This is a genomic window from Ewingella americana (assembly GCF_006438725.1).
Lineage (GTDB): Bacteria > Pseudomonadota > Gammaproteobacteria > Enterobacterales > Enterobacteriaceae > Ewingella > Ewingella americana_A.
Genome location: NZ_RCZD01000025.1, coordinates 1 through 16,085 on the forward strand (window position 1 = coordinate 1; position 16,085 = coordinate 16,085).

General features: G+C 48.5%; 31 protein-coding genes. 30 read left to right on the forward strand and 1 reads right to left on the reverse strand.

Annotation, left to right across the window (positions count from 1 at the left end; translation table 11 throughout):
- The 3 genes from EAH77_RS24720 to bfr all read left to right on the forward strand — a co-directional run.
- The coding region (locus tag EAH77_RS24720; protein ID WP_241673533.1) for an EF-Tu/IF-2/RF-3 family GTPase at positions 1-581 on the forward strand (581 nt) is incomplete at its 5' end.
- A gap of 122 nt (positions 582-703) precedes the next feature.
- Complete coding sequence (gene bfd, locus EAH77_RS24725; protein WP_140476082.1) at positions 704-898, forward strand: bacterioferritin-associated ferredoxin; 195 nt, start codon at positions 704-706, stop codon at positions 896-898.
- Positions 899-982: 84 nt separating this feature from the next.
- Positions 983-1,462 carry a bacterioferritin gene (gene bfr, locus EAH77_RS24730; protein ID WP_140476084.1) on the forward strand — a complete coding sequence of 160 codons (480 nt, stop codon included), beginning with the start codon at positions 983-985 and terminating at the stop codon, positions 1,460-1,462.
- A gap of 1 nt (position 1,463) precedes the next feature.
- Here the strand turns inward: bfr and EAH77_RS24735 are convergent, their stop codons facing one another.
- Positions 1,464-2,306, reverse strand: a complete 843-nt coding sequence (locus tag EAH77_RS24735; RefSeq protein ID WP_277752586.1) for a prepilin peptidase — start codon at positions 2,304-2,306, stop codon at positions 1,464-1,466.
- A gap of 503 nt (positions 2,307-2,809) precedes the next feature.
- Here EAH77_RS24735 and rpsJ point away from each other — a divergent pair.
- The 27 genes from rpsJ (at position 2,810) to EAH77_RS24870 (ending at position 16,053) form a co-directional block, all read left to right on the forward strand.
- On the forward strand, positions 2,810-3,121 hold the full coding sequence (rpsJ, locus tag EAH77_RS24740; protein ID WP_009639175.1) for a 30S ribosomal protein S10: 312 nt from the start codon (positions 2,810-2,812) through the stop codon (positions 3,119-3,121).
- A gap of 33 nt (positions 3,122-3,154) precedes the next feature.
- On the forward strand, positions 3,155-3,784 hold the full coding sequence (rplC, locus tag EAH77_RS24745) for a 50S ribosomal protein L3 (protein WP_056778020.1): 630 nt from the start codon (positions 3,155-3,157) through the stop codon (positions 3,782-3,784).
- Between the two features lie 16 nt (positions 3,785-3,800).
- Positions 3,801-4,406 carry a 50S ribosomal protein L4 gene (gene rplD / locus EAH77_RS24750; RefSeq protein ID WP_140476088.1) on the forward strand — a complete coding sequence of 202 codons (606 nt, stop codon included), beginning with the start codon at positions 3,801-3,803 and terminating at the stop codon, positions 4,404-4,406.
- Positions 4,403-4,705 (forward strand): 50S ribosomal protein L23, encoded by a 303-nt coding sequence (gene rplW / locus EAH77_RS24755; RefSeq protein WP_140476090.1) that lies wholly within the window; start codon positions 4,403-4,405, stop codon positions 4,703-4,705. The genes rplD and rplW overlap by 4 nt, the downstream gene beginning before the upstream one ends.
- 18 nt (positions 4,706-4,723) lie before the next feature.
- A complete protein-coding gene (gene rplB, locus EAH77_RS24760) occupies positions 4,724-5,548 on the forward strand; it encodes a 50S ribosomal protein L2 (protein WP_140476092.1) in 825 nt (274 codons plus the stop codon).
- Between the two features lie 14 nt (positions 5,549-5,562).
- A complete protein-coding gene (rpsS, locus tag EAH77_RS24765; protein ID WP_004929772.1) occupies positions 5,563-5,841 on the forward strand; it encodes a 30S ribosomal protein S19 in 279 nt (92 codons plus the stop codon).
- Positions 5,842-5,855: 14 nt separating this feature from the next.
- Positions 5,856-6,188 (forward strand): 50S ribosomal protein L22, encoded by a 333-nt coding sequence (gene rplV / locus EAH77_RS24770; RefSeq protein ID WP_004391423.1) that lies wholly within the window; start codon positions 5,856-5,858, stop codon positions 6,186-6,188.
- A 17-nt stretch (positions 6,189-6,205) separates the two neighbouring features.
- Positions 6,206-6,904, forward strand: coding sequence for a 30S ribosomal protein S3 (rpsC, locus tag EAH77_RS24775; RefSeq protein WP_140476094.1), 699 nt, complete (start codon positions 6,206-6,208; stop codon positions 6,902-6,904).
- A gap of 12 nt (positions 6,905-6,916) precedes the next feature.
- Complete coding sequence (gene rplP / locus EAH77_RS24780) at positions 6,917-7,327, forward strand: 50S ribosomal protein L16 (RefSeq protein WP_104923582.1); 411 nt, start codon at positions 6,917-6,919, stop codon at positions 7,325-7,327.
- Positions 7,327-7,518 (forward strand): 50S ribosomal protein L29, encoded by a 192-nt coding sequence (gene rpmC / locus EAH77_RS24785; RefSeq protein WP_013573692.1) that lies wholly within the window; start codon positions 7,327-7,329, stop codon positions 7,516-7,518. The genes rplP and rpmC overlap by 1 nt, the downstream gene beginning before the upstream one ends.
- The gene (gene rpsQ / locus EAH77_RS24790; RefSeq protein WP_140476096.1) at positions 7,518-7,772 is read left to right on the forward strand and encodes a 30S ribosomal protein S17; all 255 of its coding nucleotides are present in this window, start codon (positions 7,518-7,520) and stop codon (positions 7,770-7,772) included. The genes rpmC and rpsQ overlap by 1 nt, the downstream gene beginning before the upstream one ends.
- 169 nt (positions 7,773-7,941) lie before the next feature.
- Entirely contained in the window at positions 7,942-8,313 is a 372-nt protein-coding gene (gene rplN, locus EAH77_RS24795; RefSeq protein WP_032906604.1) for a 50S ribosomal protein L14, read from the forward strand.
- A gap of 10 nt (positions 8,314-8,323) precedes the next feature.
- Complete coding sequence (rplX, locus tag EAH77_RS24800; RefSeq protein ID WP_140476098.1) at positions 8,324-8,638, forward strand: 50S ribosomal protein L24; 315 nt, start codon at positions 8,324-8,326, stop codon at positions 8,636-8,638.
- Positions 8,639-8,652: 14 nt separating this feature from the next.
- On the forward strand, positions 8,653-9,192 hold the full coding sequence (rplE, locus tag EAH77_RS24805; protein ID WP_120135144.1) for a 50S ribosomal protein L5: 540 nt from the start codon (positions 8,653-8,655) through the stop codon (positions 9,190-9,192).
- A gap of 13 nt (positions 9,193-9,205) precedes the next feature.
- Entirely contained in the window at positions 9,206-9,511 is a 306-nt protein-coding gene (rpsN, locus tag EAH77_RS24810; protein WP_121264437.1) for a 30S ribosomal protein S14, read from the forward strand.
- 33 nt (positions 9,512-9,544) lie between these two features.
- The gene (rpsH, locus tag EAH77_RS24815) at positions 9,545-9,937 is read left to right on the forward strand and encodes a 30S ribosomal protein S8 (protein WP_140476100.1); all 393 of its coding nucleotides are present in this window, start codon (positions 9,545-9,547) and stop codon (positions 9,935-9,937) included.
- A 13-nt stretch (positions 9,938-9,950) separates the two neighbouring features.
- The gene (gene rplF / locus EAH77_RS24820) at positions 9,951-10,484 is read left to right on the forward strand and encodes a 50S ribosomal protein L6 (RefSeq protein WP_140476102.1); all 534 of its coding nucleotides are present in this window, start codon (positions 9,951-9,953) and stop codon (positions 10,482-10,484) included.
- Between the two features lie 9 nt (positions 10,485-10,493).
- The gene (gene rplR, locus EAH77_RS24825) at positions 10,494-10,847 is read left to right on the forward strand and encodes a 50S ribosomal protein L18 (protein ID WP_013573699.1); all 354 of its coding nucleotides are present in this window, start codon (positions 10,494-10,496) and stop codon (positions 10,845-10,847) included.
- 14 nt (positions 10,848-10,861) lie between these two features.
- The gene (gene rpsE / locus EAH77_RS24830) at positions 10,862-11,362 is read left to right on the forward strand and encodes a 30S ribosomal protein S5 (protein WP_013573700.1); all 501 of its coding nucleotides are present in this window, start codon (positions 10,862-10,864) and stop codon (positions 11,360-11,362) included.
- Between the two features lie 6 nt (positions 11,363-11,368).
- Positions 11,369-11,548 (forward strand): 50S ribosomal protein L30, encoded by a 180-nt coding sequence (gene rpmD, locus EAH77_RS24835; RefSeq protein ID WP_140476104.1) that lies wholly within the window; start codon positions 11,369-11,371, stop codon positions 11,546-11,548.
- A gap of 3 nt (positions 11,549-11,551) precedes the next feature.
- Positions 11,552-11,986, forward strand: a complete 435-nt coding sequence (gene rplO / locus EAH77_RS24840) for a 50S ribosomal protein L15 (protein WP_140476106.1) — start codon at positions 11,552-11,554, stop codon at positions 11,984-11,986.
- 7 nt (positions 11,987-11,993) lie between these two features.
- Positions 11,994-13,325 carry a preprotein translocase subunit SecY gene (gene secY, locus EAH77_RS24845; protein WP_034793668.1) on the forward strand — a complete coding sequence of 444 codons (1,332 nt, stop codon included), beginning with the start codon at positions 11,994-11,996 and terminating at the stop codon, positions 13,323-13,325.
- Positions 13,326-13,358: 33 nt separating this feature from the next.
- Positions 13,359-13,475, forward strand: coding sequence for a 50S ribosomal protein L36 (gene rpmJ, locus EAH77_RS24850; protein WP_012768118.1), 117 nt, complete (start codon positions 13,359-13,361; stop codon positions 13,473-13,475).
- Between the two features lie 148 nt (positions 13,476-13,623).
- Positions 13,624-13,980, forward strand: a complete 357-nt coding sequence (rpsM, locus tag EAH77_RS24855; RefSeq protein WP_140476108.1) for a 30S ribosomal protein S13 — start codon at positions 13,624-13,626, stop codon at positions 13,978-13,980.
- Positions 13,981-13,997: 17 nt separating this feature from the next.
- Complete coding sequence (gene rpsK / locus EAH77_RS24860; RefSeq protein WP_004929731.1) at positions 13,998-14,387, forward strand: 30S ribosomal protein S11; 390 nt, start codon at positions 13,998-14,000, stop codon at positions 14,385-14,387.
- A 30-nt stretch (positions 14,388-14,417) separates the two neighbouring features.
- A complete protein-coding gene (rpsD, locus tag EAH77_RS24865; RefSeq protein ID WP_140476110.1) occupies positions 14,418-15,038 on the forward strand; it encodes a 30S ribosomal protein S4 in 621 nt (206 codons plus the stop codon).
- 25 nt (positions 15,039-15,063) lie between these two features.
- A complete protein-coding gene (locus tag EAH77_RS24870) occupies positions 15,064-16,053 on the forward strand; it encodes a DNA-directed RNA polymerase subunit alpha (RefSeq protein WP_002919219.1) in 990 nt (329 codons plus the stop codon).
- Positions 16,054-16,085 lie beyond the last annotated feature (32 nt).

The following is a 16,085-nucleotide window of genomic DNA, read 5'->3' on the forward strand; positions in this document are numbered from 1 at the left end:
AACCAGAACGTGCTATCGACAAGCCATTCCTGCTGCCAATCGAAGACGTATTCTCCATCTCTGGTCGCGGTACCGTAGTGACTGGTCGTGTAGAACGCGGGATCGTGAAAGTGGGCGAAGAAGTAGAAATCGTCGGTATCAAAGATACTGTTAAGTCTACTTGTACCGGCGTTGAAATGTTCCGTAAACTGCTTGACGAAGGTCGTGCAGGCGAGAACGTTGGTGTACTGCTGCGTGGTATCAAACGTGAAGACATCGAACGTGGTCAGGTTCTGGCTAAACCAGGTTCAATCAAACCCCACACCACCTTTGACTCAGAAGTTTATATTTTGAGCAAAGATGAAGGCGGCCGTCATACTCCGTTCTTCAAAGGCTACCGTCCACAGTTCTACTTCCGTACAACTGACGTGACCGGTACCATCGAACTGCCAGAAGGCGTAGAGATGGTAATGCCAGGTGATAACATCAACATGGTAGTGACCCTGATCCATCCAATCGCGATGGATGATGGTTTGCGTTTCGCAATCCGTGAAGGTGGCCGTACCGTAGGTGCAGGTGTTGTTGCTAAAGTTATCGCTTAATCGCTGATAATTTAATGCAATATGAAAGAGGGTGCTTCGGCACCCTTTTTTATGCGCTGAAGTTGCAATAATAACGATTCTCATTTACGATAAGGTTAGGTTTTGTTCGATGTGTGGTTTCTATGTATGTATGTTTGTGTAACTCTGTCAGTGATAAAGCAATCCGTCAGGCTGTTCATCGCTATCAGCCCAAGACGTTTCAGCAGTTAAGGAATTTTGTCCCAGTAGGGACCCAATGCGGAAAATGCATCCGGGTAGCACGTCAGATAATGGAAGACGAATTACAACTGATACCTCAGTTCGACAACATCGCTTAAAATACATCGTCGAAAAGTAGGCCTTTTCTTTGACTTACTCTGATCCGGATCTACGCTTTAGATACTGGAATGGAGGAGTTACCTATGAAAGGCGATAAAAAAGTCATTGCACACCTCAATAAACTTCTTGGAAATGAACTGGTTGCTATCAATCAGTACTTTTTGCATGCCCGTATGTTCAAGAACTGGGGATTACTGCGTCTGAACGGCATCGAATATCATGAGTCCATTGACGAAATGAAACATGCCGACATTTACATTGAACGGATCCTTTTCCTTGAAGGATTGCCAAACTTACAGGATCTCGGCAAGCTGAATATCGGCGAAGATGTTGAAGAGATGTTGAAATCTGATTTGGTTCTGGAACTTGAAGGGGCGAAAGATCTACGCGAAGCCATCGCGTATGCCGACTCAGTACATGATTACGTCAGCCGTGATGTGATGATAACTATCCTCGCAGATGAAGAGCATCATATCGATTGGCTCGAAACTGAACTGGAGCTAATTGGCCGCATTGGCATCCAAAATTATATCCAGTCCCAGTTGAAAGACGATTCTCAATAAATCAGACTTCTGTTAGCGAAAAGAACATCAGCCAGAAAACATTGCTCTCCTGGCTGATGTAAACAACTCCACCTGCCAGCGCTAGACATGGCCCAAAAGGGATCTCGTTCGTCGTTTTTCTAACCATTACGCGCACAAGGGTAAAACTCAATCCTATCAGTGCAGCCAGAATGCATAAATAGGGCAAAGACTGCCACCCCACCCATGCGCCCAGGGCTGCCAGCAGTTTGAAATCCCCGTATCCCATCCCTTCTTTATCGCGCAGAATTCTGTATCCCCAATACAAACCCCACAATGCCAGATATCCTGCAACGGCCCCGTATAGCGAGTCATGAAGTGTTACTTCACCTGCTACTGAATGAGTCAGTAGTCCTAACCACATCAACGGCAGTGTCAGCATATCGGGCAATAAATAGGTTGAACTGTCGATCAGGCTCAAAGCCAGCAAGAACCACATTAGTATGAGTGCACTGAGTAGAGTAAAAGGTGCATCGAACAGAAGAGACATGCAGAGAAATAGCAGCGCACAGGCCAGCTCACTTAAAGGATAGGCCAGGGGAATTTTCACATGGCAGTAGTGACATCGTCCTCGTAAAAGCAGCCAACTGAAAAGCGGGACATTCTGCCAGAACCTCAGTGGGTGTTTGCATTTAGTACAATGTGATGCTGGGAAGCAAAGGTTGAGTTGGCTTCTATCTTCAGGCCTATGTCTATTGAGCATCAAAGGTAAACGGTAGACTACGACGTTAAGAAAACTTCCCGCTGTCAGGCCAATCGCAAAGACTATGTTGTGGTAGATAACATTTGGTGATGAAAGAAAATCAACAATCGACGAATAGTTCAAGGGTGCAACTCCATGTAGGTGAGGCCGGAGGTCAGGCGTTCCTGCCTGTCGTGTGGGCAAACGATGATAGTGTAGGCCTGAGAGATAAGTGGGGGAGAGGTCCAGAGGTTTTTTATCGTCAAAAATGCGCGATGTATTCCGATACTTGGGATTGAGGGGCCTCATGGAAGTCTAAGTATGACGCGTTGTAGAACCACGTCCGCGAATCGGAGGGCTTGTGGATACAAACATAGCACGGCGGGATTTGGGTAAAATAAAAGCGTATTACTCAGTTTTACTGATCAGAAAGGTTGCTTCCTGCCCGCATTTACGTATAATGCGCGGGCTTACCTAATCTTGGTAGGTCTAATTCATTCAGAATTAGTTGTCTGGTCATGCAGTACTACCAGCCAAACAATACTCCCGATATGGGGGTTATATGAAGAACGATTACACTCACCCATCAATCGAAATGGGTATGAGTAGTAATTACTTACGTTTAAAATAATTGGAGCTCTGGTCTCATGCAGAACCAAAGAATCCGTATCCGCCTGAAAGCGTTTGATCATCGTTTGATCGATCAATCAACTGCGGAAATCGTTGAGACCGCGAAGCGCACTGGTGCGCAAGTTCGTGGTCCAATCCCGCTGCCGACCCGCAAAGAGCGTTTTACTATTCTGATTTCTCCGCACGTCAATAAAGATGCGCGCGATCAGTATGAAATTCGTACTCACAAGCGTCTGGTTGACATCGTTGAGCCAACCGAGAAAACCGTTGATGCTCTGATGCGTCTGGATCTGGCTGCTGGTGTAGACGTGCAGATCAGCCTGGGTTAATCAGGGTCATTGAGCGATTGAGAGGTTGAAACAATGATTGGTTTAGTCGGTAAGAAAGTGGGCATGACTCGTATCTTCACTGAAGATGGCGTTTCTATCCCAGTAACCGTTATCGAAATTGAAGCAAACCGCGTTACTCAGGTCAAAGACCTGGACAACGATGGTTACCGTGCTGTGCAGGTTACTACTGGTAGCAAAAAAGCTAACCGTGTAACCAAACCAGAAGCGGGTCACTTCGCTAAAGCTGGCGTAGAAGCTGGCCGTGGTTTGTGGGAATTCCGCCTTGCAGAAGGTGAAGAGTTTACCGCAGGTCAGAACATTAGCGTTGAAATTTTCGCAGACGTTAAGAAAGTCGATGTTACCGGTACTTCTAAAGGTAAAGGTTTTGCTGGCACTGTAAAGCGCTGGAATTTCCGTACCCAAGACGCTACCCATGGTAACTCCTTGGCACACCGTGGACATGGTTCAATCGGTCAGAACCAGACTCCAGGTAAAGTGTTTAAAGGAAAGAAAATGGCAGGCCAACTGGGTAACGAACGCGTAACCGTTCAAAGCCTGGATGTAGTACGTGTTGATGCTGAGCGCAACCTGCTACTGGTCAAGGGTGCTGTTCCGGGTGCTACCGGTGGCAACCTGATCGTTAAACCTGCTGTTAAGGCTTAACGTCGAGGAGATAGGAATGGAATTAGTAGTGAAAGACGCGCAAAGCGCGCTGACTGTTTCCGAAACTACCTTCGGGCGTGATTTCAATGAAGCGCTGGTACACCAGGTCGTTGTTGCTTATGCAGCAGGTGCCCGTCAAGGTACTCGCGCTCAGAAGACCCGTGCTGAAGTAACTGGTTCCGGTAAAAAGCCTTGGCGTCAGAAAGGTACTGGCCGTGCGCGAGCAGGTTCTGTAAAGAGCCCAATCTGGCGTTCCGGTGGTGTAACCTTCGCTGCAAAGCCACAGGACCACAGTCAAAAAGTAAATAAAAAGATGTACCGCGGCGCGCTGAAAAGCATTCTGTCCGAACTGGTACGTCAAGATCGCTTGATCGTAGTCGAGACGTTCTCTGTAGAAGCGCCTAAAACTAAGCTGCTTGCACAGAAACTGAAAGACATGGCTCTGGAAGACGTGCTGATTATTACCGGCGAAGTCGACGAGAACCTGTTCCTGGCCGCGCGCAACCTGTACAAGGTTGATGTTCGTGACGTAGCAGGTATCGATCCAGTAAGCCTGATCGCCTTCGACAAAGTCGTTATGACTTCTGACGCGGTGAAGCAAGTTGAGGAGATGCTGGCATGATTCGTGAAGAACGTCTGCTGAAAGTAGTGCGCGCGCCGCATGTTTCTGAAAAAGCCTCTACTGCGATGGAAAAGAACAATACCATCGTTCTCAAAGTTGCCAAAGACGCGACTAAAGCAGAAATCAAAGCTGCGGTTAAGAAACTGTTTGAAGTCGAAGTCGAAGACGTTAATACCCTGCTTGTTAAAGGCAAAGTGAAACGTCACGGTCAGCGTGTTGGTCGTCGTAGCGACTGGAAAAAAGCTTACGTTACCCTGAAAGAAGGCCAGAATCTGGACTTCATCAGCGGCGCAGAGTAAGTCGGAGGAGTTTGAACAATGGCAATTGTTAAATGTAAACCTACATCTCCGGGCCGTCGCCATGTTGTTAAAGTGGTTAACCAGGAGTTGCACAAGGGTAAACCTTATGCCCCGCTGCTTGAAAAACTGAGCAAAAGCGGTGGTCGTAACAACAATGGCCGTATCACCACCCGTCATATCGGTGGTGGCCACAAGCAGCATTATCGTCTGGTTGACTTCAAACGCAACAAAGATGGTATCGCAGCAGTGGTTGAGCGTCTGGAGTACGATCCGAACCGTTCCGCGAATATCGCGCTGGTTCTGTACAAAGACGGCGAACGCCGTTATATCCTGGCGCCGAAAGGCCTGAAAGTGGGTGACCAGATCCAATCTGGCGTTGATGCTGCAATCAAGACAGGTAACACCCTGCCTATGCGCAACATCCCAGTAGGCTCAACGGTTCACAACGTAGAAATGAAACCAGGTAAGGGTGGCCAGATGGCTCGTTCTGCTGGTGCCTACGTTCAGATCGTTGCTCGTGACGGTTCCTACGTAACTCTGCGTCTGCGCTCTGGCGAAATGCGTAAAGTTCAAATCGATTGCCGCGCCACCTTAGGTGAAGTCGGTAACGCTGAACATATGCTTCGCGTACTGGGTAAAGCAGGTGCAAGTCGTTGGCGTGGTATTCGCCCTACCGTTCGCGGTACTGCGATGAACCCAGTCGATCACCCACACGGTGGTGGTGAAGGTCGTAACTTTGGTAAGCACCCGGTAACCCCGTGGGGCGTTCAAACCAAAGGTAAGAAGACCCGTAGCAACAAGCGTACTGACAAGTTCATCGTACGTCGCCGTAGTAAAAAATAATTAGAGGATAAGCCATGCCACGTTCTCTCAAGAAAGGTCCCTTTATTGACCTGCACTTGCTGAAGAAGGTAGAGAAAGCGGTGGAAAGCGGTGACAAGAAGCCTTTGCGCACTTGGTCCCGTCGTTCAACGATCTTTCCTAACATGATCGGTTTGACCATCGCTGTCCATAATGGTCGTCAGCACGTACCAGTGTTCGTTTCCGATGAAATGGTCGGTCACAAACTGGGTGAATTCGCGCCGACTCGTACTTATCGCGGCCATGCGGCTGATAAAAAAGCTAAAAAGCGCTAAGGTAGGAGGAAGAGATGGAAACTATCGCTAAACATCGCCACGCTCGTTCTTCTGCTCAGAAGGTCCGCCTTGTTGCTGACCTGATCCGCGGTAAGAAAGTGTCGCAAGCTCTGGAAACTTTGGCCTATACCAACAAGAAAGCTGCTGGTTTGGTTAAGAAGGTACTGGAGTCTGCCATTGCTAACGCAGAACACAACGATGGCGCTGACATCGATGATCTGAAAGTCACGAAAATTTTCGTAGACGAAGGCCCAAGTATGAAGCGCATTATGCCTCGTGCTAAAGGTCGTGCAGATCGCATTCTGAAGCGCACCAGCCACATTACTGTGGTTGTGTCCGATCGCTGAGACTCTGGAGACTAGCAATGGGTCAGAAAGTACATCCTAATGGTATTCGCCTAGGTATTGTCAAACCTTGGAATTCTACCTGGTATGCAAATACCAAAGATTTCGCTGACAACCTGGACAGCGACTTTAAAGTTCGCCAGTTCCTGACTAAGGAATTGTCGAAAGCTTCCGTTTCTCGCATCGTTATCGAGCGTCCAGCGAAGAGCATCCGTGTGACTATTCACACCGCTCGTCCTGGCATCGTTATCGGCAAGAAAGGTGAAGATGTCGAAAAACTGCGTAAGGTCGTAGCGGGTATCGCTGGCGTTCCTGCGCAAATCAATATCGCCGAAATCCGTAAACCGGAACTTGACAGCAAATTGGTTGCTGACAGCATCACTTCACAGCTGGAACGTCGTGTTATGTTCCGTCGTGCTATGAAGCGTGCTGTACAGAACGCAATGCGTCTTGGCGCTAAAGGAATTAAAGTTGAAGTAAGCGGCCGCCTTGGCGGTGCTGAAATCGCGCGTACCGAATGGTACCGTGAAGGTCGTGTTCCGTTGCATACTCTGCGTGCGGATATCGATTACAACACTTCCGAAGCGCACACCACTTATGGTGTTATCGGCGTAAAAGTGTGGATCTTCAAAGGTGAGATTCTGGGTGGTATGGCTGCAGTTGAACAACCTGAACCGGCTGCTCAACCTAAAAAGCAGCAGCGTAAAGGCCGCAAGTAAGGAGAGTCGCTGATGTTACAACCAAAGCGTACAAAATTCCGTAAAGTGCACAAGGGTCGCAACCGTGGCCTGGCGCAGGGTACGGATGTGAGCTTCGGCACTTACGGTCTGAAAGCTGTTGGCCGTGGTCGTCTGACTGCTCGTCAAATTGAAGCAGCACGTCGTGCGATGACCCGTGCAGTTAAGCGTCAAGGTAAGATCTGGATCCGTGTATTCCCGGACAAACCGATCACCGAGAAGCCACTGGAAGTTCGTATGGGTAAAGGTAAGGGTAACGTGGAGTATTGGGTTGCCCTGATCCAGCCTGGTAAAGTCCTGTACGAAATGGACGGTGTGCCTGAAGAGGTAGCTCGTGAAGCCTTCCAGCTGGCAGCAGCCAAACTGCCTATCAAAACCACCTTTGTAACTAAGACGGTGATGTAATGAAAGCACAAGAGCTGCGCGAAAAAAGCGTGGAAGAGCTGAACACTGAGCTTCTTAACCTTTTGCGTGAGCAGTTTAACCTGCGCATGCAAACGGCAAGTGGCCAGTTGCAGCAAACACACCTGTTGAAACAAGTGCGTCGTGATGTTGCACGTGTGAAGACTTTACTGACTGAAAAGGCGGGTGCGTAATGAGTGACAAGATCCGTACTCTGCAAGGTCGTGTTATCAGTGACAAAATGGAGAAATCCATGGTTGTCGCGATTGAACGTTTTGTGAAACACCCAATCTACGGTAAATTCATCAAACGTACGACTAAGCTACACGTACATGACGAGAACAACGAATGCGGTATCGGCGATGTCGTTGAAATTAGCGAATGCCGTCCGCTGTCTAAGACTAAGTCTTGGACACTGGTTCGCGTTGTAGGGAAAGCGGTTCTGTAATAGAATCACTGACTCGAAAATAGATAAACGGCTCATGAACTGTGGGCCGTTTATTTTTTCTACCCATAATCTGGAACCGGTGTTATAATGCCGCGCCCTCATTTGTGGGGATTTCTTAATGACCTATCCTGGGTCCTAAAGTTGTAGTTGACATTAGCGGAGCACTAACATGATCCAAGAACAGACTATGCTGACCGTGGCCGACAACTCCGGTGCACGTCGCGTAATGTGTATCAAGGTTCTAGGTGGCTCGCACCGTCGCTACGCAGGCATCGGTGACATCATCAAAATTACCATCAAGGAAGCAATTCCTCGCGGTAAGGTGAAGAAAGGCGATGTGCTGAAGGCGGTAGTGGTGCGCACCAAGAAGGGTGTTCGTCGCCCGGACGGTTCTGTCATTCGCTTCGATGGTAATGCATGCGTTATTTTAAACAATAACAGCGAGCAGCCTATCGGCACGCGTATTTTTGGGCCGGTAACTCGTGAACTGCGTAATGAGAAGTTCATGAAAATTATCTCTCTGGCACCAGAAGTACTCTAAGGAGCGAAACATGGCAGCGAAAATCCGTCGTGATGACGAAGTTATCCTGCTTACCGGTAAAGATAAAGGTAAGCGCGGTAAAGTTAAAAATGTCCTGTCTTCTGGTAAGGTCATTGTTGAAGGTATCAACCTGGTTAAAAAACATCAGAAGCCTGTACCGGCCCTGAACCAACCAGGTGGCATCGTTGAAAAAGAAGCTGCAATTCAAGTTTCTAACGTTGCACTCTTCAACTCGGCAACCGGCAAGGCTGACCGTGTAGGCTTTAGATTCGAAGACGGCAAAAAAGTCCGTTTCTTCAAATCTAACAGCGTAACTATCAAGTAATTTGGAGTAGTACGATGGCGAAACTGCATGATTACTACAAAGACGATGTCGTAAAAAAACTCATGGCTGAGTTTGGTTACAATTCTGTCATGCAAGTCCCTCGGGTCGAGAAGATCACCCTGAATATGGGTGTGGGTGAAGCGATCGCTGACAAGAAACTGCTGGATAATGCAGCAGCTGACTTGGCAGCAATCTCCGGTCAAAAACCGCTGATCACCAAAGCACGCAAATCAGTTGCAGGCTTCAAAATCCGTCAGGGCTATCCGATCGGCTGTAAAGTAACTCTGCGTGGCGAACGCATGTGGGAGTTCTTTGAGCGTCTGGTCTCCATTGCTGTTCCACGTATTCGTGACTTCCGCGGCTTGTCTGCTAAGTCTTTCGATGGTCGTGGTAACTACAGCATGGGCGTGCGTGAACAGATCATCTTCCCGGAAATCGATTATGATAAAGTCGATCGCGTTCGTGGTTTAGATATTACTATCACCACTACTGCGAAATCCGATGATGAAGGCCGTGCGTTACTGGCTGCCTTTAACTTCCCGTTCCGCAAGTAAGGCAGGGTTACTAATGGCTAAGCAATCCATGAAAGCACGCGAAGTCGTTCGCGTGAAACTGGCTGACAAATACCGCGCTAAACGCGAGGAATTGAAAGCTATTATCTCTGGTGTGAACTCATCCGACGAAGAACGTTGGGATGCTGTTCTTAAGCTGCAGTCTCTGCCGCGTGATTCCAGCCCGTCTCGTCAGCGTAACCGCTGCCGTCAAACTGGCCGTCCGCATGCTTTCCTGCGGAAGTTCGGGTTGAGCCGTATTAAAGTCCGTGAAGCCGCCATGCGCGGTGAAATTCCGGGCCTTAAGAAGGCTAGCTGGTAATTGTCACCAATTGAATCACGGGAGTAAAGACAGATGAGCATGCAAGATCCGATCGCGGATATGCTGACCCGTATCCGTAACGGTCAAGCCGCGAACAAAGTTGCGGTCACCATGCCTTCCTCCAAGCTGAAAGTGGCTATTGCCAACGTGCTGAAGGAAGAAGGCTATATTGAAGAATTTAAAATCGAAGGCGACACCAAACCTGAACTGGAATTAGTACTTAAGTACTACCAGGGCAAGTCAGTGGTAGAAAGCATTCAACGTATCAGCCGTCCAGGTCTGCGCATCTATAAGAAAAAAGATGAGCTGCCAAAAGTTATGGCCGGTATGGGTATCGCTGTTATTTCTACCTCTAAAGGTGTTATGACTGATCGTGCAGCTCGCCAGGCTGGTCTTGGTGGCGAGATTATCTGCTACGTAGCTTAATCGGGAGGAAAGCATGTCTCGTGTTGCAAAAGCACCCGTCGTCATTCCTGCCGGCGTAGAGGTAAAACTCAACGGTCAGGTTATTTCGATAAAGGGTAAAAACGGCGAGCTGTCACGTATTATCCATGACGCCGTTGAAGTTAAACAGGAAGAAAATACACTGACTTTCGCTCCACGCGAAGGCTCTGTAGACGGTTGGGCCCAAGCGGGGACTACTCGTGCACTGTTGAACTCAATGGTTGTTGGTGTTACCGATGGCTTCATTAAAAAGCTTCAACTGGTAGGTGTTGGTTATCGTGCTGCTGTTAAAGGCAACGTGGTGAATTTAGCCTTAGGCTTCTCTCACCCGGTCGATCATCAACTGCCGGAAGGCATCACTGCTGAATGTCCGACCCAAACTGAAATCGTGCTGAAAGGCGCTGATAAACAAGTTATTGGTCAGGTTGCAGCAGATTTACGTGCCTACCGTCGTCCTGAGCCTTATAAAGGCAAGGGTGTCCGTTACGCCGACGAAGTCGTGCGTACCAAAGAGGCTAAGAAGAAGTAAGGTAACACTATGGATAAGAAATCTGCTCGTATCCGTCGTGCGACCCGCGCACGCCGTAAGCTCAAAGAACTGGGTGCGACACGTCTGGTGGTACATCGTACCCCGCGTCATATTTACGCACAGGTCATTGCACCAAACGGTTCTGAAGTAATAGTTGCTGCATCTACTGTAGAAAAAACTATCACTGAGCAACTGAAGTATACCGGCAACAAAGATGCTGCCACTGCTGTAGGTAAAGCTATTGCAGAACGCGCATTGGAAAAAGGGATCACGAAAGTATCCTTTGACCGTTCCGGTTTCCAATATCATGGTCGAGTCCAGGCACTGGCAGATGCTGCCCGTGAAGCTGGCCTTCAGTTCTAAGGAAGAGGTTTAAGATGGCTCACATCGAAAAACAAGCTGGCGAACTGCAGGAAAAGCTGATCGCGGTAAATCGCGTATCTAAAACCGTAAAAGGTGGCCGTATCTTCAGCTTTACCGCACTGACAGTTGTTGGTGATGGTAACGGTCGCGTTGGGTTTGGCTACGGCAAAGCACGCGAAGTTCCGGCAGCGATACAGAAAGCGATGGAAAAAGCCCGTCGCAACATGATGAATGTCGCGCTGAACAGCGGCACCCTGCAGCATCCTGTTAAAGGTGCTCATACGGGTTCCCGTGTGTTCATGCAGCCGGCTTCCGAAGGTACCGGTATTATCGCCGGTGGTGCAATGCGTGCCGTCCTGGAAGTCGCTGGGGTGCATAACGTATTGGCTAAAGCTTATGGTTCTACAAACCCTATCAATGTGGTTCGTGCAACTATTGATGCTCTGGCAAATATGAAATCCCCACAAATGGTCGCTGCCAAGCGTGGTAAATCCGTTGAAGAAATTCTGGGGTAATTAACCATGGCAAAGACTATTAAAGTTACACAAACTCGCAGTTCCATTGGCCGTCTGCCGAAGCATAAAGCTACACTGCTCGGTCTGGGTCTGCGTCGCATTGGTCACACCGTAGAGCGTGAGGATACTCCTGCTGTACGCGGTATGATCAACCAAGTTTCCTACATGGTTAAGGTTGAGGAGTAAGAGATGCGTTTAAATACTCTGTCTCCGGCTGAAGGTGCCAAACAAGCGCCGAGGCGTGTAGGTCGTGGTATTGGTTCTGGCCTGGGTAAAACCGCTGGTCGTGGTCACAAAGGTCAGAACTCACGTTCTGGCGGTGGCGTACGTCGTGGTTTTGAAGGTGGTCAGATGCCTTTATATCGTCGTTTGCCGAAATTCGGCTTCACCTCTCGCAAAGCTATGATCACGGCAGAAGTTCGTCTGTCTGAACTGGCACTTGTTGAAGGCGACGTAATCGACCTGAACACGCTGAAAGCCGCTAACGTAGTTGGTATCCAGATCGAATTCGCGAAAGTTATCCTTTCCGGCGAAGTTGGTCGTGCGGTAACTCTGCGTGGTTTGCGTGTCACTAAAGGCGCTCGTGTTGCTATCGAAGCTGCTGGCGGTAAAATTGAGGAATAAGTAGCAGATGGCTAAGCAACCGGGGTTAGATTTCCAAAGTGCCAAGGGTGGACTAGGCGAACTGAAGCGCAGACTTTTGTTTGTTATCGGTGCGTTGATTGTTTTCCGTATCGGCTCTTTTATTCCGATCCCTGGTATTGATGCCACTGTACTTGCCAAATTGCTCGAGCAGCAAAGAGGCACCATCATTGAAATGTTTAACATGTTCTCTGGTGGTGCACTTAGCCGTGCTTCTATCTTTGCTCTGGGGATCATGCCGTATATTTCGGCATCGATCATTATCCAGTTACTGACGGTGGTTCATCCAGCGTTGGCGGAAATCAAGAAAGAAGGGGAGGCTGGCCGTCGCAAGATTAGTCAGTACACCCGTTACGGTACGCTGGTATTAGCTGTGTTTCAGTCAATCGGTATTGCTACCGGTTTACCGAACATGCCTGGTATGCAGGGCCTGGTGTTAAATCCAGGCTTTGCCTTCTACTTTACTGCAGTTGTGAGCTTAGTTACCGGGACAATGTTCCTGATGTGGCTGGGTGAACAGATTACTGAACGTGGTATCGGCAACGGTATTTCAATCATAATCTTTGCTGGTATCGTAGCGGGTCTCCCGCCGGCAGTAGCGCATACTATTGAACAAGCTCGGCAAGGCGACCTGCACTTCCTCCTGTTGCTGTTGGTTGCAGTTTTAGTGTTTGCAGTGACTTTCTTTGTTGTCTTTGTGGAACGTGGTCAACGCCGTATCGTCGTTAACTACGCTAAGCGTCAACAAGGTCGTCGTGTCTATGCAGCACAGAGCACGCACTTACCGTTGAAAGTGAATATGGCCGGGGTTATCCCTGCGATTTTCGCTTCCAGCATCATTCTGTTCCCCGCCACGATTGCATCATGGTTCGGGGGCGGAACTGGTTGGAACTGGCTGACTACGATTTCGCTGTATTTGCAGCCTGGACAACCGCTTTATGTGTTACTCTATGCGACTGCAATCATCTTCTTCTGTTTCTTTTATACTGCGTTGGTTTTCAACCCTCGTGAGACAGCAGATAACCTGAAGAAGTCCGGTGCATTTGTACCAGGAATTCGTCCGGGAGAGCAAACGGCGAAGTATATCGATAAAGTGATGACTCGTTTAACCTTAATTGGTGCGATGTATATTACTTTCATCTGCCTTATCCCGGAGTTCATGCGTGACGCAATGAAAGTGCCATTCTATTTTGGTGGTACCTCACTACTTATCGTAGTTGTTGTCATTATGGACTTTATGGCTCAAGTGCAAACTCTGATGATGTCAAGTCAGTACGAGTCTGCATTGAAGAAAGCAAACCTGAAAGGCTATAACCGCTAATCTGGTGCGTTTGCGAAGTTACGGAGAGTAAAAATGAAAGTTCGTGCTTCCGTCAAGAAATTATGTCGTAACTGCAAAATTGTTAAGCGTAACGGTATCGTTCGCGTAATCTGCAGCGCAGAACCGAAGCATAAACAGCGTCAAGGCTGATTATCTCGCATATTTTTCTTGCAAAGTTGGGTTGAGCTGGCTAGATTAGCCAGCCAATCTTTTGTATGTAAGCAGTAACGCTGTTTGAGTATCCTGAAAACGGGCTTTTCAGAATGGTGTTACCGTATATAAATAGTAGGAGTGCATAGTGGCCCGTATAGCAGGCATTAACATTCCTGATCAGAAACATACCGTAATCGCATTAACTTCGATCTACGGTATCGGCAAAACCCGCTCACAGGCTATCTGTGTAGCATCCGGTATTGCTGAAAATGTTAAGATCAGTGAGCTGTCTGAAGAGCAAATCGAAAAGCTGCGCGAACAAGTTGCCAAGTTCATTGTTGAAGGTGATCTGCGTCGTGAAGTCACCCTGAGCATCAAGCGTCTTATGGACCTTGGAACTTATCGTGGTTTGCGTCATCGTCGTGGTCTGCCAGTACGCGGTCAGCGTACTAAGACCAACGCACGTACCCGTAAGGGTCCGCGTAAACCGATCAAGAAATAATCGGGGTGATTGAATAAATGGCAAAGGCACCTGTTCGTACACGTAAACGTGTAAGAAAACAAGTCTCTGACGGCGTGGCTCATATCCATGCTTCTTTCAACAACACCATTGTTACCATTACCGATCGTCAGGGTAATGCTTTGGGTTGGGCAACAGCTGGTGGTTCCGGTTTCCGTGGTTCTCGTAAATCTACTCCGTTTGCAGCCCAGGTTGCAGCAGAGCGCTGCGCTGACGCAGTGAAAGAGTACGGTATCAAGAATCTGGAAGTTATGGTTAAAGGACCTGGTCCTGGTCGTGAGTCTACTATCCGCGCGTTAAACGCGGCTGGTTTCCGCATCACTAATATTACTGATGTGACTCCTATCCCTCATAACGGTTGTCGTCCACCGAAAAAGCGCCGCGTATAACGCTGCTTTTAGGATTGTTGGAGAGAGAAAATGGCAAGATATTTGGGTCCTAAGCTCAAGCTTAGCCGTCGTGAGGGCACAGATTTATTCCTTAAATCTGGCGTTCGCGCGATCGATACCAAGTGTAAAATCGATCAAGCTCCTGGTCAGCATGGTGCGCGTAAACCGCGTCTGTCTGACTATGGTGTGCAGTTACGTGAAAAGCAAAAAGTCCGCCGTATTTATGGCATCTTAGAGCGTCAATTCCGTAACTATTATAAAGAAGCAGCTCGCCTTAAAGGCAACACCGGTGAAAACCTGTTGCAATTACTTGAAGGGCGTCTTGACAACGTTGTTTATCGTATGGGTTTCGGCGCTACTCGTGCGGAATCGCGCCAGTTAGTTAGCCACAAAGCTATTATGGTAAATGGTCGCGTTGTTAACATCGCTTCTTATCAGGTATCTCCAAGTGACGTTGTCAGCATCCGTGAGAAAGCTAAACAGCAATCTCGCGTTAAGGCCGCTTTGGAGTTGGCTGAACAGCGTGAAAAGCCGACTTGGCTTGAAGTTGATGTCACTAAGATGGAAGGTGTGTTCAAGCGTCAGCCTGAACGTACTGATCTGTCCGCGGACATTAACGAACACCTGATCGTCGAGCTTTACTCTAAGTAAAGCTTAGTACCAAAGAGAGGACACAATGCAGGGTTCTGTGACAGAGTTTCTAAAACCGCGCCTGGTAGATATCGAGCAAGTTAGCTCGACGCACGCCAAGGTGACCCTTGAGCCTTTAGAGCGTGGCTTTGGCCATACTTTAGGCAATGCACTGCGCCGTATTCTGCTTTCATCCATGCCGGGTTGCGCTGTGACCGAGGTTGAGATTGATGGTGTACTGCATGAGTACAGCACCAAAGAAGGCGTACAGGAAGACATCCTGGAGATCCTGCTCAACCTGAAAGGGCTGGCGGTGAGAGTTCAAGGGAAAGATGAAGTTATTCTTACCCTGAATAAGTCTGGCATTGGCCCTGTGACTGCAGCCGATATTACCCATGATGGTGATGTCGAAATCGTCAAGCCGCAACACGTTATCTGCCACCTGACCGATGAAAACGCTGCTATCAGCATGCGTATCAAAGTTCAGCGCGGTCGTGGTTATGTGCCGGCGTCTGCCCGAATTCATTCGGAAGAAGATGAGCGCCCAATTGGTCGCCTGTTAGTAGATGCATGCTACAGCCCTGTAGAGCGAATTGCCTACAATGTTGAAGCAGCGCGTGTAGAGCAGCGTACTGATTTGGACAAGCTGGTTATCGAAATGGAAACCAACGGTACGATCGATCCTGAAGAGGCGATCCGTCGTGCGGCAACCATTCTTGCTGAACAACTTGAAGCTTTCGTTGATTTACGAGATGTACGTCAACCGGAAGTCAAAGAAGAGAAGCCGGAGTTCGATCCAATCCTGCTGCGCCCTGTTGACGATCTGGAATTGACTGTCCGCTCTGCTAACTGCCTCAAAGCAGAAGCAATCCACTACATCGGTGATCTGGTACAGCGCACTGAGGTTGAGCTACTTAAAACGCCTAACCTTGGTAAAAAATCTCTTACTGAGATTAAAGACGTACTTGCTTCTCGTGGTTTGTCTCTGGGCATGCGCCTAGAAAACTGGCCACCAGCAAGTATTGCTGACGAGTAACCGGATCACAGGTTAAGGTTTTACTGAGAAGG